The sequence below is a fragment of the Streptomyces sp. NPDC002306 genome (assembly GCF_053593435.1).
On the sequence record NZ_JBSFCK010000009.1, the window covers coordinates 268,212 to 292,460 of the forward strand.

General features: G+C 73.5%; 23 protein-coding genes. 12 read left to right on the forward strand and 11 right to left on the reverse strand.

Annotated features, from left to right (window positions below):
- Window positions 1-19: 19 nt before the first annotated feature.
- From ACWCQK_RS20560 to fxsA, 4 genes are all read left to right on the forward strand, one after another.
- Window positions 20-460: an Lrp/AsnC family transcriptional regulator gene (locus ACWCQK_RS20560; protein WP_016434164.1), complete on the forward strand. Its 441-nt coding sequence runs from the start codon at window positions 20-22 to the stop codon at window positions 458-460.
- Between the two features lie 47 nt (window positions 461-507).
- Window positions 508-2,124, forward strand: a complete 1,617-nt coding sequence (locus ACWCQK_RS20565) for an amidohydrolase (RefSeq protein WP_451156773.1) — start codon at window positions 508-510, stop codon at window positions 2,122-2,124.
- A 542-nt stretch (window positions 2,125-2,666) separates the two neighbouring features.
- Window positions 2,667-3,476 carry a polyprenol monophosphomannose synthase gene (locus tag ACWCQK_RS20570; protein WP_451156774.1) on the forward strand — a complete coding sequence of 270 codons (810 nt, stop codon included), beginning with the start codon at window positions 2,667-2,669 and terminating at the stop codon, window positions 3,474-3,476.
- 62 nt (window positions 3,477-3,538) lie between these two features.
- Window positions 3,539-4,102, forward strand: a complete 564-nt coding sequence (gene fxsA, locus ACWCQK_RS20575; RefSeq protein ID WP_451156775.1) for an FxsA family membrane protein — start codon at window positions 3,539-3,541, stop codon at window positions 4,100-4,102.
- Window positions 4,103-4,330: 228 nt separating this feature from the next.
- Here the strand turns inward: fxsA and ACWCQK_RS20580 are convergent, their stop codons facing one another.
- The 4 genes from ACWCQK_RS20580 to yczE all read right to left on the reverse strand — a co-directional run bounded on the left by ACWCQK_RS20580 (window position 4,331) and on the right by yczE (window position 7,828).
- Complete coding sequence (locus tag ACWCQK_RS20580; RefSeq protein ID WP_055637205.1) at window positions 4,331-4,705, reverse strand: RNA polymerase-binding protein RbpA; 375 nt, start codon at window positions 4,703-4,705, stop codon at window positions 4,331-4,333.
- A gap of 266 nt (window positions 4,706-4,971) precedes the next feature.
- On the reverse strand, window positions 4,972-6,321 hold the full coding sequence (locus ACWCQK_RS20585) for an MFS transporter (protein ID WP_451156776.1): 1,350 nt from the start codon (window positions 6,319-6,321) through the stop codon (window positions 4,972-4,974).
- Between the two features lie 89 nt (window positions 6,322-6,410).
- Window positions 6,411-7,178, reverse strand: coding sequence for a glycerophosphodiester phosphodiesterase (locus ACWCQK_RS20590; RefSeq protein ID WP_451156777.1), 768 nt, complete (start codon window positions 7,176-7,178; stop codon window positions 6,411-6,413).
- Window positions 7,175-7,828, reverse strand: coding sequence for a membrane protein YczE (yczE, locus tag ACWCQK_RS20595; protein ID WP_451156778.1), 654 nt, complete (start codon window positions 7,826-7,828; stop codon window positions 7,175-7,177). The genes ACWCQK_RS20590 and yczE overlap by 4 nt, the downstream gene beginning before the upstream one ends.
- Before the next feature lie 98 nt (window positions 7,829-7,926).
- Between yczE and ACWCQK_RS20600 the strand changes: the two genes are divergently transcribed.
- Window positions 7,927-9,426 carry an SCO1417 family MocR-like transcription factor gene (locus ACWCQK_RS20600; protein ID WP_451156780.1) on the forward strand — a complete coding sequence of 500 codons (1,500 nt, stop codon included), beginning with the start codon at window positions 7,927-7,929 and terminating at the stop codon, window positions 9,424-9,426.
- Between the two features lie 31 nt (window positions 9,427-9,457).
- On the opposite strand, the gene ACWCQK_RS20605 is transcribed toward ACWCQK_RS20600, so the two are convergent.
- Both ACWCQK_RS20605 and ACWCQK_RS20610 read right to left on the reverse strand, forming a co-directional pair.
- On the reverse strand, window positions 9,458-11,059 hold the full coding sequence (locus ACWCQK_RS20605) for a hypothetical protein (RefSeq protein ID WP_451156782.1): 1,602 nt from the start codon (window positions 11,057-11,059) through the stop codon (window positions 9,458-9,460).
- A gap of 40 nt (window positions 11,060-11,099) precedes the next feature.
- Window positions 11,100-11,294 carry a hypothetical protein gene (locus tag ACWCQK_RS20610; protein WP_152894702.1) on the reverse strand — a complete coding sequence of 65 codons (195 nt, stop codon included), beginning with the start codon at window positions 11,292-11,294 and terminating at the stop codon, window positions 11,100-11,102.
- A 325-nt stretch (window positions 11,295-11,619) separates the two neighbouring features.
- Between ACWCQK_RS20610 and ACWCQK_RS20615 the strand changes: the two genes are divergently transcribed.
- From ACWCQK_RS20615 to ACWCQK_RS20635, 5 genes are all read left to right on the forward strand, one after another.
- Complete coding sequence (locus ACWCQK_RS20615) at window positions 11,620-12,012, forward strand: ankyrin repeat domain-containing protein (protein WP_451156784.1); 393 nt, start codon at window positions 11,620-11,622, stop codon at window positions 12,010-12,012.
- Window positions 12,013-12,422: 410 nt separating this feature from the next.
- Window positions 12,423-13,841 (forward strand): HEAT repeat domain-containing protein, encoded by a 1,419-nt coding sequence (locus ACWCQK_RS20620; protein ID WP_451156786.1) that lies wholly within the window; start codon window positions 12,423-12,425, stop codon window positions 13,839-13,841.
- Between the two features lie 139 nt (window positions 13,842-13,980).
- On the forward strand, window positions 13,981-15,114 hold the full coding sequence (locus ACWCQK_RS20625; RefSeq protein ID WP_451156788.1) for a glycosyltransferase family 4 protein: 1,134 nt from the start codon (window positions 13,981-13,983) through the stop codon (window positions 15,112-15,114).
- Window positions 15,111-16,277 carry a glycosyltransferase gene (locus ACWCQK_RS20630; RefSeq protein WP_451156790.1) on the forward strand — a complete coding sequence of 389 codons (1,167 nt, stop codon included), beginning with the start codon at window positions 15,111-15,113 and terminating at the stop codon, window positions 16,275-16,277. The genes ACWCQK_RS20625 and ACWCQK_RS20630 overlap by 4 nt, the downstream gene beginning before the upstream one ends.
- Window positions 16,274-17,122 (forward strand): SGNH/GDSL hydrolase family protein, encoded by an 849-nt coding sequence (locus ACWCQK_RS20635; protein ID WP_451156792.1) that lies wholly within the window; start codon window positions 16,274-16,276, stop codon window positions 17,120-17,122. The genes ACWCQK_RS20630 and ACWCQK_RS20635 overlap by 4 nt, the downstream gene beginning before the upstream one ends.
- Window positions 17,123-17,126: 4 nt before the next feature.
- On the opposite strand, the gene ACWCQK_RS20640 is transcribed toward ACWCQK_RS20635, so the two are convergent.
- The 5 genes from ACWCQK_RS20640 to ACWCQK_RS20660 are packed head-to-tail and all read right to left on the reverse strand — an operon-like array spanning window position 17,127 to window position 21,547.
- Window positions 17,127-17,996 (reverse strand): 5-oxoprolinase subunit C family protein, encoded by an 870-nt coding sequence (locus ACWCQK_RS20640; protein WP_451156794.1) that lies wholly within the window; start codon window positions 17,994-17,996, stop codon window positions 17,127-17,129.
- A complete protein-coding gene (locus ACWCQK_RS20645; RefSeq protein ID WP_451156796.1) occupies window positions 17,993-18,610 on the reverse strand; it encodes a 5-oxoprolinase subunit B family protein in 618 nt (205 codons plus the stop codon). Before ACWCQK_RS20645 ends, ACWCQK_RS20640 begins: the two co-directional genes overlap by 4 nt.
- Window positions 18,607-19,365, reverse strand: a complete 759-nt coding sequence (locus ACWCQK_RS20650; RefSeq protein WP_451156798.1) for a LamB/YcsF family protein — start codon at window positions 19,363-19,365, stop codon at window positions 18,607-18,609. Before ACWCQK_RS20650 ends, ACWCQK_RS20645 begins: the two co-directional genes overlap by 4 nt.
- Before the next feature lie 20 nt (window positions 19,366-19,385).
- Window positions 19,386-20,231 (reverse strand): putative hydro-lyase, encoded by an 846-nt coding sequence (locus ACWCQK_RS20655; RefSeq protein ID WP_451156800.1) that lies wholly within the window; start codon window positions 20,229-20,231, stop codon window positions 19,386-19,388.
- Window positions 20,228-21,547, reverse strand: a complete 1,320-nt coding sequence (locus ACWCQK_RS20660) for an MFS transporter (RefSeq protein WP_451156802.1) — start codon at window positions 21,545-21,547, stop codon at window positions 20,228-20,230. Before ACWCQK_RS20660 ends, ACWCQK_RS20655 begins: the two co-directional genes overlap by 4 nt.
- 173 nt (window positions 21,548-21,720) lie before the next feature.
- On the opposite strand from ACWCQK_RS20660, the gene ACWCQK_RS20665 reads away from it, so the two are divergent.
- Complete coding sequence (locus ACWCQK_RS20665) at window positions 21,721-22,416, forward strand: GntR family transcriptional regulator (RefSeq protein WP_451156804.1); 696 nt, start codon at window positions 21,721-21,723, stop codon at window positions 22,414-22,416.
- Window positions 22,417-22,670: 254 nt separating this feature from the next.
- Window positions 22,671-24,197, forward strand: coding sequence for a hypothetical protein (locus ACWCQK_RS20670; RefSeq protein WP_451156806.1), 1,527 nt, complete (start codon window positions 22,671-22,673; stop codon window positions 24,195-24,197).
- Window positions 24,198-24,249: the final 52 nt, after the last annotated feature.

The following is a 24,249-nucleotide window of genomic DNA, read 5'->3' on the forward strand; positions in this document are numbered from 1 at the left end:
CCCTGTAGGTTCTTGCGCCATGGAGGAGCTCGACCGTCAGATCGTGCAGCTGCTCGTCAAGGACGGGCGGATGAGCTACACAGACCTCGGCAAGGCCACCGGCCTGTCCACCTCGGCCGTGCACCAGCGCGTACGCCGGCTGGAGCAGCGTGGCGTCATCCGCGGCTACGCGGCCGTCGTCGACCCCGAGGCCGTGGGGCTGCCCATGACCGCCTTCATCTCGGTCAAACCGTTCGACCCCAGCGCCCCCGACGACATCGCCGACCGCCTCGCCGGCGTCCCCGAGATCGAGGCCTGCCACAGCGTCGCGGGCGACGAGAACTACATCCTCAAGGTGCGGGTGGCGACCCCGCACGAACTCGAGGAACTGCTGGCCCGGCTGCGGTCGCTGGCCGGCGTGTCCACCCGGACGACCGTGGTCCTGTCGACGCCGTACGAGGCGCGGCCGCCGCGCGTCTGACCCACCTGCGTGCGAGGCCGGCGCGGACAGGCGCGAGACTGTTCCCCATGAGTGAGCGCACCGCCGAACCGAAGACCGTCCTGCTCCGCCGCGGAGAGGTCCACAGCCCCGCCGACCCCTTCGCGACCGCGATGGTCGTCGAACGCGGCCAGGTCGCCTGGGTCGGCTCCGAAGGCGCGGCCGACGCCTTCGCGGACGGCGTCGACGAGGTGGTCGACCTGGACGGCGCGCTGGTCACCCCGGCCTTCACCGACGCCCATGTGCACAGCACCGCCACGGGGCTCGCGCTGACCGGCCTGGACCTCTCGTCCGCGCCCTCCCTCGCGGCGGCGCTCGGCCTCGTGCGGGACTTCGCCGCGGCCCGGCCGCGGGACCGGGTCCTGCTCGGCCACGGCTGGGACGCCGCCCGCTGGCCCGAACGGCGCGCTCCCCGGCGGGACGAACTGGACGAGGCCACCGGTGGCCGGCCGCTCTACCTCAGCCGGATCGACGTCCACTCGGCCGTCGTCACCACCGCCCTGCTGGAACTGGCGCCGCGCGCACGGACCGAGGCCGGCTTCGTGGCCGGGGAGCCCCTGACCCGCGAGGCCCACCACGCCGTGCGCGCCGCCGCGTTCGCGGCCGTGACGGAGGGACAGCGCGTCGCGGCCCAGCGCGCCGCCCTCGCCCGCGCCGCCTCCCTGGGCATCGGCTCCGTCCACGAGTGCGGCGGACCGGAGATCTCCAGCGAGGACGACTTCACGGGCCTGCTGCGGCTCGCCGCCGAGCAGCCCGGACCGCGCGTGATCGGCTACTGGGCCGAGCAGGACGTCGACAAGGCACGCGAGCTGGGCGCGACCGGGGCCGCCGGGGACCTGTTCGTCGACGGCGCCCTCGGCTCCCACACCGCCTGCCTGCACCAGCCCTACGGGGACGCCGACCACACGGGCACCGCCTACCTCGACGCCGCCGCCGTCGCCGCGCATGTCGTCGCCTGCACCGAGACGGGCCTCCAGGCGGGCTTCCACGCCATCGGCGACGCCGCCGTGACCTCGGTCGTCGAAGGCGTCCGCGCGGCCGCCGAGAAGGTCGGCCTGACCCGCGTACGGGCCGCCCGGCACCGTGTCGAGCACGCCGAGATGCTCACCCCGGAGACCGTCGCCGCCTTCGCCGAGCTCGGTCTGACCGCCTCCGTGCAGCCCGCCTTCGACGCGCTGTGGGGTGGCGAGGACGGCATGTACGCCGAGCGCCTGGGCGCCGAGCGGGCCCGCACGCTGAACCCCTTCGCGGCGCTGCTGCGGGCCGGTGTGCCGCTCGCCTTCGGCTCCGACAGCCCGGTCACGCCCCTCGACCCGTGGGGCACGGTCCGGGCCGCCGCCTTCCACCGCACGCCCGAGCACCGTGTGTCGGTGCGCGCCGCGTTCACGGCGCACACGCGCGGCGGCTGGCGGGCGGTCGGGCGGGACGACGCGGGTGTCCTGGTGCCGGGCGCGCCCGCGGACTACGCCGTGTGGCGCACCGACGCCCTCGTCGTGCAGGCCCCCGACGACCGGGTCGCCCGCTGGTCCACCGACCCCCGCTCGGGCACCCCCGGACTGCCCGACCTCACCCCGGGCGCCGACCTCCCCGTCTGCCTGCGCACCGTGGTCGGCGGACGGACGGTTTTCGTACGGCCGGGCGAGTGATCTACGGGGCGGCGGGGCCCCGGTCAGGCCCCGCCACCGCGTCGCGCGACCTGCGCATCCTCCGCGCTGACCAGCGGGTTCAGTGAGAGTGCGCAGCTCGCAGGGGTGTTGACAGGCGACGGCGGGGGGCCGGTAGGTTCTGCCGGGTCCACCACCGGACGCCCGACCGGGGAACGTCCGCGCACTCGCCGCAGCGCCGCTGGGTCAGGGACGGTGTGCCGCACCGGGGCACCGTCGCTGGGAGCCAGGCTCAGCGTCCGCGCCGACGAGGGAACGTTCCGGCCGGTCGGCAAGGTGTGACCGGGGTGGGGCCCGGGTGCTCAGTAGACAACGGCTTTCGGTCGACCCGCAGCCAGCGGGCCCCAGGTCGGCCCGAAGAGCGCCGGGCCCCCATCCGCCGTACGGCGGCGTACATACGAGCCCAAAAGCACTCTCTTACCCCGCCCTTGCGGAATCGACACCACCAGAGGAACGTGCTGTCCCGTCATCGCAGGCCGGGGCCACTATGGTGGACCTCTGCGTACGGACACGAAGGGGCAGTAGTGAACGACGGCGACGGGACCCTTGCGGGACAGGCCCGGGGCAGGCAGTTCGGTCCGCTCGGCACCGCCTTGGTGATCATTCCGACCTACAACGAGGCGGAGAACATCAAGGCGATCGTCGGCCGGGTGCGGAAGGCGGTCCCCGAGGCGCACGTGCTCGTGGCCGACGACAACAGCCCCGACGGCACGGGCAAACTCGTGGACGAACTGGTGGCCGAGGACCGTCAGGTCCACGTGTTGCACCGCAAGGGCAAGGAAGGTCTCGGCGCCGCCTACCTCGCGGGCTTCCGCTGGGGCATGGAGCACGACTACGGCGTCCTGATCGAGATGGACGCCGACGGCTCGCACCAGCCCGAGGAACTGCCGCGTCTGCTGACCGCGCTCAAGGGCGCGGACGTCGTCCTCGGCTCCCGCTGGGTGCCGGGCGGCCGGGTGGTGAACTGGCCGAGGTCCCGGGAGTTCATCTCCCGCGGCGGCAGCCTCTACTCGCGCCTCGCCCTCGACCTGCCGCTGCGCGACATCACCGGCGGCTACCGCGCCTTCCGGCGTGAGACCCTGGCGGGCCTCGGCCTCGACGAGGTCTCCTCGCAGGGCTACTGCTTCCAGGTCGACCTGGCCCGCCGCGCGGTCAAGGCCGGCTATCACGTCGTCGAGGTCCCCATCACCTTCGTGGAGCGCGAACTCGGCGACTCCAAGATGAGCAAGGACATCCTCGTCGAGGCGCTGTGGCGGGTCACGGCGTGGGGCGTGGGGGAGCGGGTCGGCAAGATCACGGGCCGGAGCGGACCGGCCGGGCGGCCGCGGCGCTAGCGGTGGGACCTGTTGATCGACCCCTTATCCCGCGCTGAGCCCGCCCCGGGCACACTGGGAGCATGACGACAGGCGCTCCGACCCCCTCTTCACCCGTTTCACCCGTCCGGCCCCCGCGTTCCCGGCTGCGGACCTGTCTGCCGCTCGGTGTCGCCGCCTGGCTGGTGCTGGAGGTCTGGCTGCTGACCGTGGTCGCGGGCGCGACGAGCGGCTTCACCGTGTTCCTGTTGCTGCTCGCCGGGTTCATGCTCGGCGCGGTGGTCATCAAGCGGGCGGGTCGGCGCGCCTTCCAGAATCTGAACGCGGCGATCCAGCGCGGCGGTTCCCCCGCCAAGGGCGGCGGCAACGGCCTGATGATGCTCGGCGGCCTGCTGCTGATGATCCCGGGCCTGATCTCCGACGCGGTGGGTCTGCTGCTGCTGATCCCGCCGGTCCAGAAGGCCGTGGCCCGGTACGCGGAACGCACCGTCGAGCGCTCGCTGCGCCAGGCCGGCCCCGGCACCCTCGGTGACGCCTTCCAGCAGGCCCGTATGCGCCGTCCGGACGGCAAGGTGGTGCAGGGCGAGGTCATCAGGGACGAGCCGGGAGGGGCGCCCGAGGCTCCCAGGCCGCCGCTGACGAACTGACGCCCCGGGCGCCGCTGTCCGGGAGCCGGGGCCCGCCCGCGAGCCGCGTGAGCTGAGCCTTCCTGCGGGGCCGCCGCTGGGCCCGCCTGTGGGCCTGCGGGGCCCTTGGATCCGGGCCCGCCGGGCTCCGGGAACGACGACGACCGCGGGCGCCGCACGGAAACTTCCCGTACGGCGCCCGCGGTCGTGTCGCTTTGTGCGCTGTATCCGCCCAGACCCCGGTGGGGACTACGCGGACTTGCGGCTGTCGCGGGGATGAACCGCAAGGTTCATCGCCCCGGACCGCAGAACTGCCAGACGCTCCTCGAGGACCTCTTCGAGTTCCTCGCGGGTGCGCCGCTCCATCAGCATGTCCCAGTGTGTACGCGCGGGCTTGGCCTTTTTCTCTTCAGGGCCGTCGCCGTCCACCAGGAGTGCTGTGGCCCCGCAGACCTTGCACTCCCACTCCGGCGGAATCTCCGCCTCGACCGAGAAGGGCATCTCGAAGCGATGTCCCTTCTCGCATGCGTACTCCACGGCCTGGCGCGGAGCCAAGTCGATGCCGCGGTCCGTCTCGTAGCTGGTCACCACGAGGCGCGTGCCGCGAAGAGCTCGCTCACTCATGAATCGTGCCTCCCGGGCTTGTCGCCCACAGGACAGGTGTCGCTGTCGTCGTCATCCGGTCAACGTCCGGTCGGCGGTAAAGATTCCCGTTCCGGGTCCCGTTCCGGGTCGTGCTCGCCGTCGTAGCCGCCCCTTGTTGTACCCACCAGCGTCCGGTTTGTCACATCTGCTAGCAGATGTCACCCAGCGTTTCGGCATCTTTGACGCGCAGTAACGGTCCGCCTGGCAGGCCAAACGCGTACACTACCGCCCTTTCGCCCTGAGCGCTAAATCTTCTCGGGTACGGGATTGCCCGCGTCGCCGATCGCCCGCCGTACCGGGACCCGGGCGAGCAGGGCGAACCCGAGGACGAAGAAGATCACCAGGGAGATGATCGCGTCCCGGTAGCTGCCGGTGAGCTGGTAGGTGATTCCGAACAGCAGGGGGCCCAGCCAGCTCATGCCCCGGTCGCTCATCTCGTACGCGGAGAAGTACTCGGCCTCCTTGCCGGGCGGGACGAGATGGGAGAACAGCGAGCGGGACAGGGCCTGGCTGCCGCCGAGCACCAGTCCGATCGCGGCCGCCAGGGCGAAGAACCCCACGGGCGCGCCGGCCGGCAGGAAGTACCCGGCGCCCAGGGTGACCGTCCAGGCCACCAGCGAGCCGAGAATCGTCCGCTTGGCCCCGTACGTGCGGGCCAGTCGGCCCATCGCCAGCGCGCCCGCCACCGCCAGCACCTGGACCAGCAGCACGGCCCCGATGAGCGTCGACTGTTCGAGCCCCAGCTCCTCGGAGCCGTAGACCGACGCCTGCGAGATCACCGTCTGGATGCCGTCGTTGTAGATGAGGTACGCCAGCAGGAAGGACAGGGTCAGCGGGTGCCGGCGCATGTCGCGGACGGTCGCCACGAGCTGCCGCAGCCCGGGGGCGGTGGCCTCGCGCGGCGGCGCCGAGCGGCGGTCGCGCAGCCGCCGCAGCGGTATGAGGGTGAAGGCGCCCCACCACAGGCCCGCCGACGCCAGACAGATGCGTACGGCGGTGGTCTCCGAGACGCCGAAGGAGTCATGGGCCAGGTACAGCACCAGGTTCACGATCAGGACCAGCGCGCCCGCCGCGTAGCCGAAGGCCCAGCCCCGCGAGGACACCGCGTCGCGCTCCTCGGGGGGCGCGATCTGCGGCAGGTAGGAGTTGTAGAGCATCATCGCCACGGACTGCGCGGCGTTGGCGACGATCAGCAGGACCCCGCCGAGCAGGTAGCGCTCGCCGCCCAGGAAGAACATGCCCGTCGTCGCGGCGGCCCCCACGTAGGCCGCCGCGCCCAGCAGGGGCTTCTTGCGGCCCGTGCGGTCGGCGGCGGCGCCGACCAGGGGCATCACCAGGACGGCCACGATCACCGACAGGGACACCGAGTAGGCGAAGAACGACCCGGCGCGCACGGGCACGCCCAAGGGGTGGACGTACCCGTCGGAGTCCGCCGCCGCCTTCGCGACCGACGTCAGATAGGGGCCCAGGAACACGGTGAGCACGCTCGTCGAATAGACGGAGCAGGCCCAGTCGTAGAAGTACCAGCCGCGCTGCTCGCGCCGCCGGTCGGCGGCCTCGTCGGCAGCCGTCGTCCGCACGGTGTCGATGCCCACCCGTGCCCTCGCTTTTCCGTCGCTTTTCCGCTGGAGGTGGTGTGCGTGGGGAAAGGGCCCGGCGTCCCGGGCTCGGACCCGGATCGGGCTCAGACCCAGACGCCCCGGTCCTCCATGACCGCGCGCAACGTGTCGATGTGATCGGTCATGATGCCATCGACTCCCAGGTCCAGGAGCCGGTGCATCCGATCCGCCTCGTTGATCGTCCACACGTGCACCTGGAGGCCGCGCGCGTGGGCGGCGCGCACGAAGCGGCGGTCCACCACGTGGATGCCCGACTGTGTCTCCGGCACCTGGGCGGCGATGGCGGAGCCACGCAGCGCGGCCGGGACGCCCCAGGAGCGCAGCCGCAGGTTGAGCACCCCCCGGGTGCCGTACGAGGTCGCCAGCCGGGGTCCGGCCAGCCGCTGGGCGCGCACGACCCTCGCCTCGGAGAACGAACCGACGCAGACCCGGTCCCAGGAGTCGGTCCGGGCGATCAGGTTCAGCAGCGGGTGCAGCGCCGGCTCCGCCTTGATGTCGACGTTCCAGCGCACCTGGGGAAAGGCCTCCAGGAGCTCCTCGAACAGCGGCACCGGTTCCTTGCCGCCCACGCGCGCGTGCCGTACGTCGTCCCAGCGCAGGTCCGCTATCCGGCCCGCGCCGTCGGTCACCCGGTCCAGCGTCGCGTCGTGGAAGGCGACGAGCTTCCCGTCGCGCGTGGCGTGGACGTCGGTCTCGATGTACCGGTAGCCCGTCTCGACCGCCCGGCGGAACTGCGCCAGGGTGTTCTCCAGGCCGTCGGCGGCCCCGCCGCGGTGCGCGAAGGCCAGCGGACCGGGGTGGTCCAGGTACGGGTGGCGTATGAGCGTGGTCACGGACGCAGTATGGCGCCGTGGGGTGTCCCGTCGGCAACCACCGTGCTGCCGTCGGATGCCGCCGGAACGGCGAACACGCGCAGGAAGAGCTGGGCGAGCGGGCCGATCGACACCGCGTACAGGACGGTGCCCACACCGATGGTCCCGCCCAGGGCGAAGCCGGTGACCACGACAGCCACCTCGACGGACGTCCGCATCAGCCTGATCGACCTGCCCGTACGGCGGTGCAGTCCCGTCATCAGCCCGTCGCGCGGCCCCGGCCCGAAGCGGGCCGAGATGTAGAGCCCGGTGGCGGCTCCGTTGAGCAGGATGCCGGTCAGCAGCAGCGCGACGCGTGCCGTCGTGCCGTGCGCCTCCGGCACCAGCGCGAGCGTGCCGTCCATCGCGATCCCGACCACGAAGACGTTGGACACCGTGCCGAGCCCGGGGCGCTGGCGCAGCGGGATCCACAGCAGCAACACCACCGCGCCGACGACGATCGACACGACGCCGATCGTCAGGCCGGTGCGTTCCGCGATCCCCTGGTGGAGCACGTTCCAGGGCTCCATGCCGAGGTCCGCCCGCACGAGGAGCGCGGAGCTCGCGCCGTACAGCGCGAGTCCGGCGTACAGCTGGATCAGACGTCGGGCCCGACGCCGTGGTGCGGACAAGGGGTCCCCCTGTGGTGTTGTTGGCCTGGCTCATGTCACTCTGTGGCTTGGATTCGACAACCATCCATGGCCAATTCGGGGAAGGTGGACTGGTAACCATGGCGCAGTGGACCTCCGCGGTGGGCGCGGCTCAGCTGGCCCGGCTGCTCAAGTCGCAGCAGGACCGCCCGGCGGGCCCCGGCACGCGCCGCCCGCCCGCCTACCGCGCGCTGGCCGACGGCATCCGGCTGCTGGTGCTGGAGGGCCGGGTCCCGGTCGCCGCCCGGCTGCCCGCCGAACGCGAACTGGCCGTCTCCCTGGCCGTCAGCCGCACCACGGTCGCCACCGCCTACGAGGCGCTGCGCGGCGAGGGCTTCCTGGAGTCCCGGCGCGGCGCGGGCAGCTGGACCTCCGTGCCGGCCGGCAACCCGCTGCCCGCGCGCGGTCTCGAACCCCTGCCGCCCGAGGCGCTCGGCTCGGTGATCGACCTCGGCTGCGCCGCGCTGCCCGCGCCCGAGCCGTGGCTCACCCGGGCCGTGCGGGGCGCGCTGGAGGAACTGCCGCCGTACGCCCACACGCACGGCGACTATCCGGCCGGGCTGCCCGCCCTACGGGCGATGATCGCCGAGCGCTACACCGCGCGCGGGATCCCGACGATGCCCGAGCAGATCATGGTGACGACCGGCGCCATGGGAGCCATCGACGCGATCTGTCATCTCTTCGGCGGCCGCGGCGAGCGCATCGCCGTCGAGTCGCCGTCGTACGCCAACATCCTCCAGCTGATGCGGGAGGCGGGTGCCCGGCTGGTGCCGGTGGCCATGGCCGAGGGGCTGGCCGGGTGGGACATGGACCGCTGGCGCCAGGTGCTGCGGGAGGCCGCGCCGCGCATCGCCTACGTCGTCGCCGACTTCCACAACCCGACCGGCGCCCTGGCCGACGAGGACCAGCGCCGGCGGCTGGTGGAGGCGGCCCGCTCGGCGGGGACCGTGCTGGTCGCCGACGAGACCATGACCGAGTTGTGGCTGGACGAGGACGTCGAGATGCCGCGGCCCGTGTGCGGCTTCGACCCCGCCGGGTCCACGGTGATCACCGTCGGGTCCGCCAGCAAGGCCTTCTGGGCGGGGATGCGCATCGGCTGGGTGCGTGCCGCCCCGGACGTGATCCGCAGCCTGGTCGCCGCGCGGGCCTACGCCGACCTCGGCACTCCCGTGCTGGAGCAACTCGCCGTGAACTGGCTGTTCAGTACCGGTGGATGGGCGCAGGCCGCGGAGCTGCGCCGGGCCCAGGCCCGGGAGAACCGGGACGCGCTGGTGGCGGCGGTCCGGCGGGAGCTACCGAGCTGGGAGTTCGAGGTGCCCAGGGGCGGCCTCACGCTGTGGGTGCGGGCCGGCGGCCTTTCCGGGTCGCGGCTGGCCGAGGTGGGGGAGCGGGTCGGCGTGCGGGTGCCGTCGGGGCCGCGCTTCGGGGTGGACGGGGCCTTCGAGGGCTATGTGCGGCTGCCGTTCACCGTGAGCGGCGCGGTGGCGGAGGAGGCCGCGGTACGGCTGGCGGCCGCCGCGCGGCTGGTGGAGAAGGGCGGGTCCGCGGGGGCGGAGGCGCCGCGTACGTTCGTGGCGTAGCGGCGCCCGGCCGGGCGTGCGTCCTCGCGGTTCACGCCTGCTCCACGATCACCGCCTTTGTCAGCGGGGTCGACTGCGCCGCCGGCGACGACTCCGGCCGCGGTTCGGTCTGCGGCTCCGCCGGTGCCGAGCGCGGCGGCAGCAGGTCCAGCACGGCCTGCCGCTGGGTGTCGGAGGTCGCGTCGTCGTAGGGGTCGGGTGTGGCCGGGACCTGGAGTCGGTGCACCGGGCCCGCGCCCATGCGGGCGTACCCCCGGCCGGGCGGGACGTGCGCGGCGGCCGTCGTGTGCGGGGGAACGCCCAGGACGGCTTCCAGTTGCTGCGTCGTCGCCGGACCGAGGACGACCCGCGCGCGGGTGTGCTGGCGTACCGCGTCGCCGAGCGCGTCCAGGCTGTCGAACTGCTCGGCGACGACCACCGTCACGTTCGCCGCGCGGCCGTGCCGCAGCGGGACCTGGAGCAGGGACTGGGGGTCCGTGCGGTCGTCGGCGGCGGCCAGGTGGGTGAACACGCTCGGGCGGTCGAGGACGATCCACAGGGGCCGCTTGGTGTCCTCCGGCGGCGGGTGGCCCTCCTGGCGGGCCCGGTTCGCGGACATCAGGCGGCGTTCCGTCTCGTGCGCCGCCCATTCGAGGCCGGCCAGCGCCCCGGTCAGCCCGCACTCGACCCCCAGGACGCCGTCCCGGCCGGTCAGGCAGGCGTACTCGCCGGTGCCGCCGCCCTCGACGACCAGCACGTCGCCGTACTGCAGGGCCTGGAGCGCCACGGAGCGCAGCAGGGTGGAGGTGCCGCTGCCGGGCTGGCCCACCGCCAGCAGGTGCGGTTCGGTGGAACGGATGCCGGTGCGCCAGACGACCGGCGGGACGTCACGCCGCTCCTCGCCGTAGGCGAGGGGGAGGGTGCGCTGGACCTGGGTGGGGTCGGTGAAGCCGAGCACCGTTTCGCCCGGCGCCGTGACGAAGCGCTGGGCGGCGATGTCGGTGGGCAGCGGGCCGAGGACCGTGACCGTGACCTGGTTGCCCTCCTCGTCCCAGGCGAAGTGGTACTCGCGGCCGCGGCCCGACTTCGCGGTGAGCAGGTGCTCGATCCGCGCGCGGGACTCGGCCTCGCCGTCGGTGAAGTACGCCGGGTAGCGGATCACCAGGTGGGTGACGCGGCCCGTGTCGTCGAACTCGTACGACGGGAAGGTCTTCTCCCAGTCGCCGCCGTGGGCGTACAGGGGAGCGGGGTCCTCGGCCGTCGAGAAGTACGGGACCAGCGCCTCGTGCAGCGACTGGAGCCGCTGGGTCTGCGCCTCGTCGGGGCCCTCGGGCTCCGGCGGGGTGCGGTCCCGGCCGTGCCAGGCGCTCGCCGCCATCAGGGTGATGGCGGCGAGCAGCGGCCCGTACGGCAGGAGCGCCACCACCATGACGACCGAGGCCGCCAGGAACAGCAGGGGCCCCCGCTTGTCCTTGGGAGTGTCGGCCACCTTGCGCCGTCCGGCCGAGGCCAGCCGGCGCAGCCCGCGCGTGATCGTGATGAGCGGGTGGAGGACATCGGTGGCGCTGTCGGCCGCCGTCCGGGCCACCTCTCGGCTCCGGGCGATCTGTGCGCGGCCGTTGCTCAGGATGCGGGGGAGGGGGCGCCGAACCACTGCTGTCTCCTGGAGGTGCGTACGGGCGGGTGGGGCGGGGTCAGAACTTGATGCCGCCGAGGAGGCTCGCCAGGCTCTCGCCGCCGGCCTTGATGCTCGGGGCGATCGCGGTGCTCGCCAGGTAGAAGCCGAACAGCGTCGACGCCAGGCAGTGGGACGGCTTGAGGCCGTCCTTGCGGAAGAAGAGGAAGACGACGATGCCGAGCAGGACCACACCTGAGATGGACAGGATCATTTGAGCTCTCCTGGTTCGTGGGGACAGTCACCATGAGTACTTCCAGGATCACAGGATGTATCCATACGATAAAAGGTGCAACCGGGTGAATTCTGGCTGTTTTCCCCCTCACGGGGGAGCTCTGGTGGGCTGCCTGAGCAGGTGTGTTGCGTCGAACGGGTCGTGTGGTGATCTTTGCCTCGGGCGGCCCCCGTCATGTGCGGGCCGAGCCAGTACGCTGGCGATTCACCCGTACGGCTGCACCGCTCGCGGCCGTAGGCTTGCTCCCCAGCAGTCCTCAACAGTCCCCCACGTTCGTCGTGCGTAGCGAGAGGCGGTCCGGCCGATGGCTGATGTCCCCGACCCCGAGGTCGTGGAGCTGGCGACCAAGATCTTCGATCTGGCTCGGCAGGGGCGGACGGAGGAGCTCGTGGCGTACGTCGACGCGGGCGTTCCGGCCAACCTCACCAACGACCGGGGCGACTGTCTGGTCATGCTGGCCGCGTACCACGGTCACGCGGAGGCGGTGCGCGCGCTGCTGGCCCGCGGGGCCGAGGTCGACCGGGTGAACGACCGGGGCCAGACCCCGCTCGCCGGAGCCGTCTTCAAGGGCGAGACCGAGGTCATCAAGGCCCTGCTGGAAGGCGGCGCCGACCCGGAGGCCGGTACTCCCTCGGCCGTCGACACCGCGCGTATGTTCGGCAAGGCCGAGCTGCTCGAACTGTTCGGCGCGAGTTGACCACGCGTCGGCCGCGTGTCGACCGTGCGTTGGCCGCACGTTGGCCGGGTGTCGATCGCGCTGTGACCACGCTGTGATCGCGCGTTGACCGACCGCGCCGAGCGGGCGCAGGAGACTTCCTGATCAGGTACGGCACGGAGCACGGGGGAGGCGGAACGGGGCCGCCGGAAATTTCGGTCGCGGCGGACTGAACCGCCGGGTCATCATGACGACGTGATTCACGGACGCGATGGCCGGGCAGGTGTTGCCGCACCGCGCGGGCCGTGACGCGGTCCGCATGGGCCACCGACGAGAGGCAGAGGAAAATGGTCTACAGCAAGCAGGAAGCGGCGGGCGCCCCGACGTGTTGTCACGCGGCCAGGTAATGCACGTCCCCGGTTGCGTCGACGCTTGATGTGAGGCTGTTTCCCATGTTCGATCCGGTCATAGCGCCCAGCGGTACGCTGCTCGGCCTGCTCCAGCGGGGGCGGGGCGACGGCACTCTGCACGCGCTCACCGCTCCGCGAGCCGAAGCGCTCGCGGCCCTGAACCACTGTGTGCTGCGCGACCCCCGCCACGACTGGCAGGTGGAGAACCGCTCCCTCTACTACGCCCGCCTGTACCTCGATCTCGGCGGCGATCTCGCCCAGATCGAGACACACCTCTTCGACGTCGAGGACGCCCTCGACACCGAGGAGTCCCGCACCGGGCTGGCCCTCGCCGTGCTCGGCCACCTCGCCTCCTACGGCAGGCGGGACGCCCTCGAACTGCTGCGCCGATACGCCGCCTCCGGCTCGAACTGGGCCTGGGCCCTGGACGAGCTGGCCCTGCGCGACGACGACGCGGGTCTGCGGGCCCTCGCGGCCCCCGTGCTCGCGCGGTTCGCCACCGACGCCGAGGGCGAGGCCGAACTCGCCGTCGTGGTCCGCGACGCCTTCGAGCCCCGGCCCTGGCGGCTGTGGGCGGAGGATCCGCGCGAATACGTCTCCGCACGCGTGCGTGCCGCCCAGGAAGCCGGCTGCTTCGACCGCTGGCAACGCCAGCTGAGTCCGACCGGGCCCCGTCCGGGATGGAGCGTGCGGGCCGTCTTCGAGTGGGCCCAGCAGGGCATCGAGCGAGGTGCCGCCCTGCATGTGCCGGCCGCCCGCTGTCTCGTCGCCGTGGCGGGACCCGAGGACCGGCCCGAGATCCTCCAGGCGGCGCGGGACGGCGACGACGGAGCCCGCTGCACCGCCCTGCGCTATCTCGCCGACAGCGACGACCCGGAGGCGCTCGGCCTGATCGAGGGTGCCGTGGCCACCGGCTCGGTGGCGGTCGTGGAGGCCGCCGTCGACGCCTTCGAACGCATGCGCGGTGTCGACGCCGTCGAGCGGGCCCGCCGCTGGGCCCGCAGGCCCGATCGGCTCGGGGCCGCCGCCGGACGCGTGCTGGCCTGTCGCGGCGGCGCCCAGGACAGCGACCTGGTCCTCGGCGCCCTGCGCGAGGCCGTACGAGGCGAAGGTCCCGACGCGCCGACCCTGTGGACCCTCGTCGACGGCACCGGACGGCTCGGCATCGCCTGCGCGGCCCCCGTCCTGCGCCATATCTACCGCGAGACGGCCTCCTCCCACCTCCGGGGGCGCTGCGCCCGGGCCCTGGCCGCCACCGACCCCTCCTACGCAACAGGCTTCGCCGTCGAGTGCCTGTGGGACTGCGAGGAGACCACCCGCGAGGTCGCCGCCCGGCACGCCGAGACGGGTGATGCGCGAGTGGTGGAGCGGCTGCGCCGGCTCGCCGCCGACCCGGCCGAGGAGGACGAGGTCCAGACAGCCGTACGCAGCCGGATCGGGCCGGACATCCCCTCAGTGTGAACAGCGGGTGACTCGCGGGTCAGGCGGGCATGGACGGGGCCTGACCTGCTCGGGCGTGCAGCCCAACGTCAATGGGACGTTCCTCGTACGGAAAGATCCACGTTGACGCGACCACGTCCAGCACGGCGAGAACACCCGTATGCGTGTCGTCATCGTGACCGAATCCTTTCCCCCCGATGTGAACGGCGTGGCCCACTGCGCGCTCCAGACCGTCCGGCACCTCGTCGATCGCGGTCACGCTCCCATCGTCGTCGCCCCGGCCACCGCCGCCGGCAACGGGCCCGACGCTCTAGCGCCGTGCCCCGTCGTCCGTGTCCCCTCCATCCCGCTCCCCGGCTACCCGCAGGTCCGCGTCGCCCTCCCCAGCCGACGCGTTGCCGCGGCCATCACCGAGCACCGCGCCGACATCGTCCATCTGGCCAGCCCCTTCGTCCTCGGCGTGCGCGGGATGGCGGCCGCGGCCCGGCTCGGCCTCCCGGCCGTCGCCGTCTACCAGACCGACCTCGCCGGATACGCCCGCACCTACATGGGCGCGGGCGAGGCCGCGGCCTGGCGGCGCATCCGCTCCGTCCACGCCGCCGCCGACCTCACCCTCGCCCCGTCGACCTCGGCCCAGCACGACCTCGAGGCCCATGCGGTGCCCCGGGTGAAGCTGTGGCCCCGCGGGGTGGAGAGCACCCGCTTCCGCCCCGAGCACCGGGACGAGGCACTGCGGCGCGAACTCGCCCCCAACGGCGAGCTGATCGTCGGCTACGTCGGACGGCTCGCGCCCGAGAAGCAGATCGAGCTCCTGTCCGGTGTCTGCGGCCTGGACGGCGTACGGGTCGTGGTGGTGGGCGACGGACCCAGCCGGACGAGCCTCGGCGAGGCGCTGCCCGGCGCGGTCTTCCTGGGACGCCAGACCGGCCACGACCTCGCCCGCACCTTCGCCTCCCTGGACGTCTTCGTGCACACCGGCCCCTTCGAGACCTTCTGCCAGACCGTGCAGGAGGCCATGGCCAGCGGTGTGCCCGTCGTGGCGCCGGCCGCGGGCGGTCCGCTGGACCTGGTGGCCCACGGCCGCACCGGGCTCCTGGTGCCGCCGCGCGACGCCGACGCCGTACGGAACGCGGTGGCCGCGCTGGCCGCCGACCCCGCCCTGCGCGCCGCCTACGGCGCCGCGGGACACGAGATGGTGAAGGGGCGGACCTGGTCGGCCGTCGGCGACCTGCTCATCGGGCACTACGCGGACGTCCTCGCCGCGCGGAAGCGGAAGCCGGTGGTGGCGGCATGAGCGGCCTGCGCATCGTCAGACTCGCCAACTTCGTCGCCCCCGCCTCCGGCGGACTGCGCACCGCGCTGCGCGAGCTGGGCAAGGGCTTCAAGGAGGCGGGGCACGAGCCCGTCCTCATCGTCCCCGGCGAGCGGCACACCGACCGCGAGACCGAGCAGGGCCGGGTGATCACCCTGCCCGGGCCGCTGCTGCCCGGCACCGGCGGCTACCGCGTGCTCACCGACAAGCGGCGGGTGGCCCGGCTCCTCGAAGAGCTCGGACCCGACCGGCTGGAGGTGTCCGACCGCACCACCCTGCGGTGGACCGGCAAGTGGGCGCGGCGCGCCCGGGTCCCCGCCGTGATGGTCTCCCACGAGACCGCCGACGGGGTCCTGCGCACCTGGGGGCTGTCGGAAGGAGCGGCCCGCCGCGCCTCCGACGCCCTCAACGTCCGTACGGCGCACACCTACGCGCGCGTGGTGTGCACCACCGAGTTCGCCGAGCGCGAGTTCATCCGGATCGGGGCCCGCAACGTCGTACGGGCTCCCCTGGGCGTCGATCTGGTGGACCGGCACCCCACGCTGCGCGACCCGGGGCTGCGGGACCGGCACGCACGCGAGGACGAGACGCTGCTGGTGATGTGCTCCCGGCTGTCCGTGGAGAAGCGGCCCGGCACGGCACTCGACGCCTTGGAGGCGCTGCTGCGGCGCGGCCGGCGCACGGTGCTGGTGGTGGCCGGGGACGGCCCCCTGCGGGCCCGGCTCGAACAGCGCGCGCGGGAGCGCGGACTGCCGGTCACCTTCCTCGGGCACGTCGCCGACCGCGCGCTGCTGGGCGGGCTCCAGGCGTCCGCCGACGTCTGTCTGGCCCCGGGGCCCGCCGAGACGTTCGGGCTCGCCGCGCTGGAGGCGATGGCCTGCGGCACGCCGGTCGTGGCGAGTGCCTCGTCCGCGCTGCCCGAGGTCATCGGGTCGGCCGGTGCCACCGCCGCCGACAACGGTGACGCCTTCGCGGACGCGGTGGAGCAGCTCCTCACCCGCTCCGAGGCGGAGCGACGGGAAGCCGCACGCGCGCGTGCGGAGTGCTTCGGCTGGAACATCGCGGTCGACGCGTTCCTGGCCGCGCACGACGCGCCGGCACCGACCGTACGGATGAGCCCCGTCGTGCCGGGGAGTGCCGCATGAGACCGGTCCGCTTCGTGGCACTCGGGGACTCGCTGACCGAGGGGGTGGGCGACCCCGTGGGGGAGGGGTGGCGTGGCTGGGCCGCGCTGCTCGCCGGCGGGCTCGCCGCCGGGCCCGTCGACTTCACCAACCTCGCGGTCAGCGGGGCGCAGACGCGGGACGTGCTGGAACGGCAGACACCGGACGGGCTCGCCCTGGACCCGGACGTGGTGTCCGTCGTCATCGGCGTCAACGACACGCTGCGCTGCACCTTCGACATCCACGCCGTCGCCGCACGGCTGGACAAGGTGTACGCGGCCTTCACCGCACGGGGCGCGGTGCTGCTCACGGCGTGCCTGCCCGATCCCGGGGCGATGCTCCGGCTCCCGGGCGCCCTGGCCCGGCCGCTGGCCCGGCGGCAGCGCGCGGTCAACGCCGTGGTGCACGCGCTGTCCGAGCGGTACGGGGCGGTGCACCTGCACGCGGCCGAGGGCGCGTGGCTCACCGACCGCGCCATGTGGAGCGCGGACCGGCTGCACCCCGGCGAGCGGGGGCACCGGCAGCTGGCCACGCGCTTCCACGCGCTGCTGGCGGAGAAGGGCCGCGCGAGCGGCGTCGAGCCCGCGCCCGAGCCCGAGTTCCCGACGCCGACCAAGTCGGCGAGCCTGTTGTGGCTGGCCACCGCGGGCACCGCCTGGGTGGCCCGGCGGTGCACCGACCTGCTGCCGCAGCTGCTCACGCTCGCCGCCGACGAGATGCGTCACCGGGCCCGCGGTACGAGCGCCCGGCTCGACCTGCGGGCCTCGGCCGCGGTGTCCACCGCGCTCGCCGCGCTCACGGCGGTGGAGCAGGCGGACGTCGCGTAGGGCCTCAGCGGCGGCGCACGGCCACGAACCGGACCGGGATGCCGGGCCGGGCCTGCGCGGCCGACGGGAGGTCGACGGCACGCACGACCCCGATCACCGGGTAGCCCCCGGTGGTCGGGTGATCGGCGAGGAAGACCACCGGGCGGCCGTCCGGCGGGACCTGGACCGCGCCCAGCACCACGCCCTCGCTGGGCAGTTCGCCGGGGCGCGCCCGCTGGAGCGCGGGCCCCTCCGTCCGCAGGCCGATGCGGTTGCTCGCGGACGACACCCGGTAGACGCGGGACGTGAAGACCCCCACCGCCTCCGGCGTGAACCAGTCGTCGCGCGGACCGAGCGTCACCCGCAGGACGAGTTCCGTCGGCGGCCCCGGCTGCGGGGCGGCGTCCACGCGCGCGTGCGGACCGGTGACCGGGCCGAGGGGCAGCACGGAGTCGTCCGTGAGCGGTGGCGGGCCGAGGCCCGAGAGCAGATCCGTGGAACGGCTGCCGAGCACCGGCTCGACCGAGATGCCGCCGCAGACCGCCACGTAACTGCGGATGCCGCACACGGCCGCACCCACCTCCAGGAGCGCGCCCGCGGGGACGCGCACCGGTGCCCCCCAGGCGGCCGGGCGGCCGCCCACGGTGACCGGGCAGGGCGCGCCCCCGACCGCCACGGTGACCGTGGATCGCGGACGCAGCGCGCAGCCGTTCAGCGTGGTCTCCAGTACGGCGGCCTCCGGCGGGTTGCCGACCAGCCGGTTGACGAGCGCCGCCGCGGGCGCGTCGAGCGCCCCCGAGCGGGGCACGCCGAGATGGGCGTGTCCCAGGCGCCCCAGGTCCTGCACGGTCGTCAGCGCCCCGGCCCGTACGACGGCGAGCGCGCGGTCGGTCATACGCCCCCCACCGCGACGAAGCGGACGCGCGTGCCGGGTGTCAACAGCGCGGCCGGCACGCGCGTGTGGTCCCACAGCACCGCGTCCGTGCGCCCGATCAGTTGCCAGCCGCCGGGCGACGCGCGCGGGTAGACACCCGTGTAAGGACCCGCCAGCGCCACCGCCCCGGCCGGGACCGCCGTGCGCGGGGTGGCCCGGCGCGGGACGTCGTAGCGCGGGGGCAGACCGGTGAGATAGCCGAAGCCCGGGGCGAAGCCGCAGAAGGCGACGCGGAACTCGGTGGCCGCGTGGACGCGGGCCACCTCCGGCGCCTCCACACCCCAGTGGGAGGCGACGTCGGCGAGGTCGGGGCCGTCGTAGCGCACCGGGATCTCGACGGAGTCCGCGGCGGGCGAGGCGGCGGACGGCACCTCGGCGGAGGTCAGTTCGGACGCCAGCCGGGCCGGTGCCTCGACGCCGTCGAGCAGGACCGTGCGGGCCGCCGGGACGATCTCGCGGACCACGAGCAGGCCCCGCGCCCGGCGGCGCAGCAACTCGGCGTGCAGGGCCTGGGCCTCCGCGTCCGAGGAGACCTCCACGAGCAGCGCGTCGTCACCGACGGGCAGCGCCCTCATACGAAGGCCTCCACCCGGACGCCCGCCTCCTCCAGGTGCCGCCGGACCCGTCGGGCCAGCTCCACCGCGCCGGGCGTGTCGCCGTGCAGGCACAGGGAACGCGCGCGTACCTCGATCCGCGCCCCGGTGTCGGCGGTGACCACGCCGAGACGGGCCAGGCCCACCGAGCGCTCCACCACGGCCTCCGGGTCGGTGACCACGGCACCGTCCCGGCCGCGCGGCACGAGCGTGCCCCGCTCGGTGTACGCGCGGTCCGCGAACGCCTCCGTGACGGCCGGCAGGCCCGCCTCCGCGGCCAGTTCCAGCAGGCGCGAGCCGGGCAGCCCGAGCACCGGCAGCGCCGCGTCGGCGAGGAGCACGCCGGCGACGACGGCGCCGGCCTGCTCCTCGTCCCGCACGACACGGTGGTAGAGCGCGCCGTGCGGCTTGACGTACGCCACGCGCGCGCCGGCCGCGCGGGCGAAGACCTCCAAGGCGCCGATCTGGTACGCCACTTCGGCGGCCAGCTCGGCGGACGGCACGTCCATCGCGCGCCGCCCGAACCCGGCCAGGTCCCGGTAGGAGACCTGGGCGCCGATCGTCACACCGCGCTCGGCCGCCAGTTCGCACACGCGCCGCATGGTGACCGCGTCCCCGGCGTGGAAGCCGCACGCCACATTGGCGCTGGTCACGACGGACAACAGCTGCTCGTCGTCGGTCAGCCGCCAGCGGCCGAAGCCCTCGCCGAGGTCGGCGTTGAGATCGATGGAGGTCATGGCTTCGTAGTCTCTCCTGCTCAGGCCACGCGGTACTGCTCGTCGCGGGCGTCGGTGAGGAACATCTGTCCCGGGGCGTGGGTGAGGGCGAACGGCGGACGCGAGGCCATCACGGCGGCCTGCGGGGTCACTCCGCAGGCCCAGAACACCGGGATGTCGTCCGGGTCCGCCTCCACCGGGTCACCGAAGTCGGGACGGGTGAGGTCGCCGATGCCGAGCCCCGCGGGGTCGCCGCAGTGGACGGGGCTGCCGTGCACCGCCGGGAGCAGACTGCTCTCCCGGATGGCGGCCGCCAGATGCTCCGGCGGCACCGGGCGCATGGACACCACCAAGGGGCCGTGCAGCCGTCCCGCCGGCCGGCACTGCCGGGACGTCACGTACATCGGGACGTTGCGCCCCTGCTCGATGTGCCGGACCGGTACGCCCGCCCCGGCCAGCGCCCACTCGAAGGTGAAGCTGCAGCCGATCAGGAACGTCACCAGGTCCTCGCGCCAGTAGCCGCGCACGTCCGTCGGCTCGTCCACCAGCTTGCCGTCCCGCCACACCCGGTAGCGCGGCAGATCGGTGCGCAGGTCGGCGCCGTCCGCGAGGACGGTGGTCCACGCGCCCGCGTCCGTGACGTCCAGCACGGGGCAGGGCTTGGGGTTGCGCTGGCAGAACAGCAGCATGTCGTAGGCCCAGTCGGCGGGCACCGAGATCAGGTTGACCTGGGTGTGGCCGGCCGCGACCCCGGCCGTCGGACCGGACAGGCCCGCGCGGAAACGGTCGCGGGCGGTCCTCGGGCTCCACGCGTGCGCGTACGCGTCGACGAGGGTCAGGGGACGATCCACCGTGCCGGGCGTGGGACGGTCCTGCGTGCGGTTCACTCCAGTTCCTTCCCGCGCGTCTCCGGCAGCCCCAGCAGCGCGAGTGCCGCCAGGCCGTAGCCGATCGCGCCGAAGACCAGCGCGCCGCCCACGCCCCAGCTGTCGGCCAGGAAACCGACGGTGGTGGGGAAGACGGCGCCCACGGCGCGGCCGGTGTTGTACGTGAAGCCCTGTCCCGTGCCCCGCACCTCGGTGGGGTACAGCTCGCTCAGGTACGAGCCGAAGCCGCTGAAGATCGCCGACATGCAGAAGCCGAGCGGGAAACCGAGCACCAGGAGCAGGGTGTTGGCGCCGTCCGGGATGTTGGCGTACGCCAGGATGCACACCGCCGACAGCAGGGCGAAGAGCCAGATGTTGCGCCGGCGGCCCAGCCGGTCGGTGAGGTAGCCGCCGGTGAGGTAGCCGATGAAGGCACCCGAGATCAGGAAGGTCAGATAGCCGCCCGTGCCGACGACCGACAGCCCGCGTTCCGACTTCAGGTAGGTCGGCACCCAGGTGGCGAGGGTGTAGTAGCCGCCCTGGACACCCGTGGAGAGCAGGACCGCGAAGACCGTCGTGCGCAGCAGGCCCGGCGCGCCGGCCGTGCCCGGCTTGAAGATCGCGGCGAACGAGCCCTTGCGCGGGTTCCTCTCCCGCGCCTCGGCCGCCTCGGGCGCGTCCTCCACCCGGCGCCGGACCCACACGACGAGCAGCGCGGGCAGGGCGCCGGTCCAGAACATCACGCGCCAGGCCAGGTCGTCGCCCAGGAAGGAGAAGACCAGCGTGTAGACGACCGCGGCCAGCGCCCAGCCCACGGCCCACGAACTCTGGACCGCGCCCAGCGTGCGGCCGCGGTGTCTGGCGCTCGCGTACTCGGCGACCAGGATCGCGCCGACCGCCCACTCGCCGCCGAAGCCGAGGCCCTGGAGGGCCCGGAAGACCAGCAGTGTCTCGTAGTTCGGCGCGAAGCCGCAGGCGACCGTGAACACGGCGTAGGTGATCACCGTGACCATCAGCGCCTTGACCCGGCCGACCCGGTCGGCGAAGACCCCCGCGAGGGCGCCGCCGATCGCCGAGACCACCAGCGTGACGGTGGTGAACAGGCCTGTCTGGCCGCTGTCCAGGCCGAAGTAGGCCGCCAGCGCGACCATGCTCAGCGGGAGGGTGAAGTAGTCGTAGGAGTCCAGGGCGTAGCCGCCGAACGCGCCGCCGAAGGCGCGGCGGCCACGCGGACCGAGGGCGTGCAGCCAGCCCAACGCGCCGTCCTCGGGGGAGCGTTCGCCCGTGGCGGTGGGGCTTTCGGGGGTCAGGGACCGAGCTGGGGGAGTCGTGCTCATGGGCACCTCGCAGTGGGATGACAGAGGGTGCTGGGACTGAGCCGTGCCGTGCGGGAGCGCGGGCGTCGCCCTGGGGACGGGGGCGGCACCGTGCGTAGCACCGTAGGGGATCGTTCAACGATCCTTCAATACCCCCGTTGTTTCGTCCTTGTATCTGCGATTGAATTCCGGGCATGGCAGAGCAGCTGACGGGACTGGCCGACGACCGCGCGCTCCTCGGGCGCACCAGCACCGCCGAACGGGTCTCCGACATCCTCAGAAGCCGGATCGCCGACGGCTACTTCCCGCCGGGCACGCGCCTGTCGGAGGACAGCATCGGCGGGGCGCTCGGCGTCTCCCGCAACACCCTGCGCGAGGCGTTCCGGCTGCTCACCCACGAACGCCTGCTGGTCCACGAACTCAACCGGGGCGTCTTCGTGCGGGTCCTGAGCGTCGAGGACGTCGAGGACATCTACCGCACCCGGGCCCTCGTCGAGTGCGCCGTCGTACGCGGGCTCGGCGAGCCGCCGTACGCGGTCCAGGACCTGGCCGCCGCGGTCACCGCGGGGCAGACGGCCGCGCTTGAGGATGACTGGAAAGCGGTGGGTACGGCCAATATCCACTTCCACCGGGAACTCGTCGCCCTGGCCGGCAGCGAGCGCACCGACGAGCTGATGCGCAGCGTCTTCGCGGAGCTGCGCCTGGCCTTCCACATCGTGGACGACCCCCGGCGGCTCCACGAGCCCTACCTCGCCCGCAACCGACAGATCCTCCAGGCCCTCCAGACGCGGGACAAGGAGGGCGCCGAGAAGCTGCTCCAGATCTACCTCGCGGATTCGCTGGAGCGGGTCGTCGAGGTGTACCGGCGGCGGGTCGGCGAGGGGGAGTAGCCCGGGCGGCGGCTCGGCGAGGGCGAGTGGGCCGGGCGGTGGGTCCGGGAGGGCGACTGGCCCGGGCGGTGGCTGGGCGAGGGCGAGCGGCCGGGGCGACGGGTCCAGGGCGGGGCGAGCAGGCCGGGCGGTGGGTCCGGGAAGGCGGCCGGTCCGGGCGGCGTGCCCTCACCAGGGCGGTGTGACGACCGCGACCCCGGGGGGCATCTGCGTCGTTTGGGCCGTTGTCACACGGAGGACCTAGTCTGTGCACCGTGACTTCGCCTGCATCGACGGACCGTGTTCCGCCCCAGCTCAGCGCGGCGGCGCGGCTCGCACCGGGGCCGGCCGCCGACGAGGGGCTGGCGCGGCGGCTGCGCGCGCTCGCCTGCACCGCGCCGATCCACGACCTCGACGCGCGCAAGGCCAACCTCGCGGGTGAGTACTCGGTGTACGGCATGGCGGAACTCGCCCTCGCCGCGATCGACCTCGTCACCCTGAACATGGACTTCGACACGGGCGCCGACCACGACCAGATAGTGGCCAGGCTCATCCCGCGCATCGCCGCGCAGGCCCCGGGGCGGTCCGCCGCCGAGCACGAGCGCGTGGGCCGCTGGGTCCTGGAGAACCTGATCAACGTCGGCAGCGTCGACCGCGGCTTCCGCGCCGTGTACGGCACGTTCGCCACCGACGGCAGCTATGTGCGCCGCGACTACGACTTCAAGCTGATCGAAGAGGTTCCCGGCCCGGGCGGCAGCGTCTACCTGCGGACCACCGACGAGGCGGTGAACGTCCTCGTCGGCGCCCTCGACACCGACGTCACCAGCGCCCAGATCGCCGCCGAGGTCAAGCTGGAGGTGCTCATCAGCCGCGGCCGGCTCGCCGACGCCCAGCTCGCCGCCGAGCAGGCCCGGTACCGGACCGTGCAGTACGCCGAGACCCTGCGCCGGGCGCTCGACGCGACCCGGCGCAACGTACGGGCCGTGGACTGGCTCAACACCGTGCCCGACATGATCGCCGAGGCCCTCGACCACGTCGCCGACCGCTACCGCCACGAGAACGCGATCCTGACGAACATCCGCAGAGCGCGCGACGAGTCCGAGGACCCCGAGCACAAGCGGCGGGCCGCCGAACTCGTCGACATCGTGAAGGACTGCATCCGGCGCCACACGCAGTTGCAGTCGCGACTGCTGGAGGCCGGGCCGCTGTTCCGCGCCGAGCAGGACCGGCAGGCCTTCGCCACACCGATGACCACGTCCGGCATCGACCTGTACGGCCACCTCGTCGCGCCGGTCCTGCCGCTGCCGCTGGAGCGGACGGTCCGGGTCACCGACGCGTTCTTCGCCCGGGGCACCGGCCTGCGCACACCGGTGTCGGTCCGGGTCGGGGACCTGGTCGACATCCTGCTGACGCCACCGGTGGAACGCGAGCACCTCGGGGCGGAGATGCCCGAGCCCGAGCTGATCGCCACACCGGACGACAGCCGGTTCAGCGAAGGCCAGCTGGCGACGGCGATGGAACTGCTCGACCTGCCGGCGGACGCGCCGCGGCGGCTGTCGGGCCTCCTCGCCGAAGCGCGCCGACGCGATGCCGAACTGCCCTACCTGGTGGCGCTGCTGGCCGTGCACGCGGCCAGCCCGCCGGTCGGCACGGCCTACCGCCAGGGCGAACAGAAACTCCTGTTCGCGGTGGACGACGGGACGGAGCTGGACGACCCGGAGTTCGGCGGGGCCGACCTGATCGTCGGCACCGCCCTCCTGGACGCCGCCGGGATGGCGGCGGACCGGACGGAGGCGGCGTGAACCGGGCCGAGAACCCCATGAACGACCATCAGCGCAGCGAGGAGCCCCGACC

Excerpts from the sequence above, each read along its gene's own strand:
- ACWCQK_RS20560 (WP_016434164.1), top strand. The coding sequence starts at position 20 with ATGGAGGAGCTCGACCGTCAGATCGTGCAGCTGCTCGTCAAGGACGGG.
- ACWCQK_RS20565 (WP_451156773.1), top strand. The coding sequence starts at position 508 with ATGAGTGAGCGCACCGCCGAACCGAAGACCGTCCTGCTCCGCCGCGGA.
- fxsA (WP_451156775.1), top strand. The coding sequence starts at position 3,539 with ATGACGACAGGCGCTCCGACCCCCTCTTCACCCGTTTCACCCGTCCGG.
- ACWCQK_RS20580 (WP_055637205.1), bottom strand. The coding sequence starts at position 4,705 with ATGAGTGAGCGAGCTCTTCGCGGCACGCGCCTCGTGGTGACCAGCTAC.
- ACWCQK_RS20600 (WP_451156780.1), top strand. The coding sequence starts at position 7,927 with ATGGCGCAGTGGACCTCCGCGGTGGGCGCGGCTCAGCTGGCCCGGCTG.
- ACWCQK_RS20610 (WP_152894702.1), bottom strand. The coding sequence starts at position 11,294 with ATGATCCTGTCCATCTCAGGTGTGGTCCTGCTCGGCATCGTCGTCTTC.
- ACWCQK_RS20615 (WP_451156784.1), top strand. The coding sequence starts at position 11,620 with ATGGCTGATGTCCCCGACCCCGAGGTCGTGGAGCTGGCGACCAAGATC.
- ACWCQK_RS20620 (WP_451156786.1), top strand. The coding sequence starts at position 12,423 with ATGTTCGATCCGGTCATAGCGCCCAGCGGTACGCTGCTCGGCCTGCTC.
- ACWCQK_RS20625 (WP_451156788.1), top strand. The coding sequence starts at position 13,981 with ATGCGTGTCGTCATCGTGACCGAATCCTTTCCCCCCGATGTGAACGGC.
- ACWCQK_RS20630 (WP_451156790.1), top strand. The coding sequence starts at position 15,111 with ATGAGCGGCCTGCGCATCGTCAGACTCGCCAACTTCGTCGCCCCCGCC.
- ACWCQK_RS20635 (WP_451156792.1), top strand. The coding sequence starts at position 16,274 with ATGAGACCGGTCCGCTTCGTGGCACTCGGGGACTCGCTGACCGAGGGG.
- ACWCQK_RS20640 (WP_451156794.1), bottom strand. The coding sequence starts at position 17,996 with ATGACCGACCGCGCGCTCGCCGTCGTACGGGCCGGGGCGCTGACGACC.
- ACWCQK_RS20645 (WP_451156796.1), bottom strand. The coding sequence starts at position 18,610 with ATGAGGGCGCTGCCCGTCGGTGACGACGCGCTGCTCGTGGAGGTCTCC.
- ACWCQK_RS20650 (WP_451156798.1), bottom strand. The coding sequence starts at position 19,365 with ATGACCTCCATCGATCTCAACGCCGACCTCGGCGAGGGCTTCGGCCGC.
- ACWCQK_RS20660 (WP_451156802.1), bottom strand. The coding sequence starts at position 21,547 with ATGAGCACGACTCCCCCAGCTCGGTCCCTGACCCCCGAAAGCCCCACC.
- ACWCQK_RS20665 (WP_451156804.1), top strand. The coding sequence starts at position 21,721 with ATGGCAGAGCAGCTGACGGGACTGGCCGACGACCGCGCGCTCCTCGGG.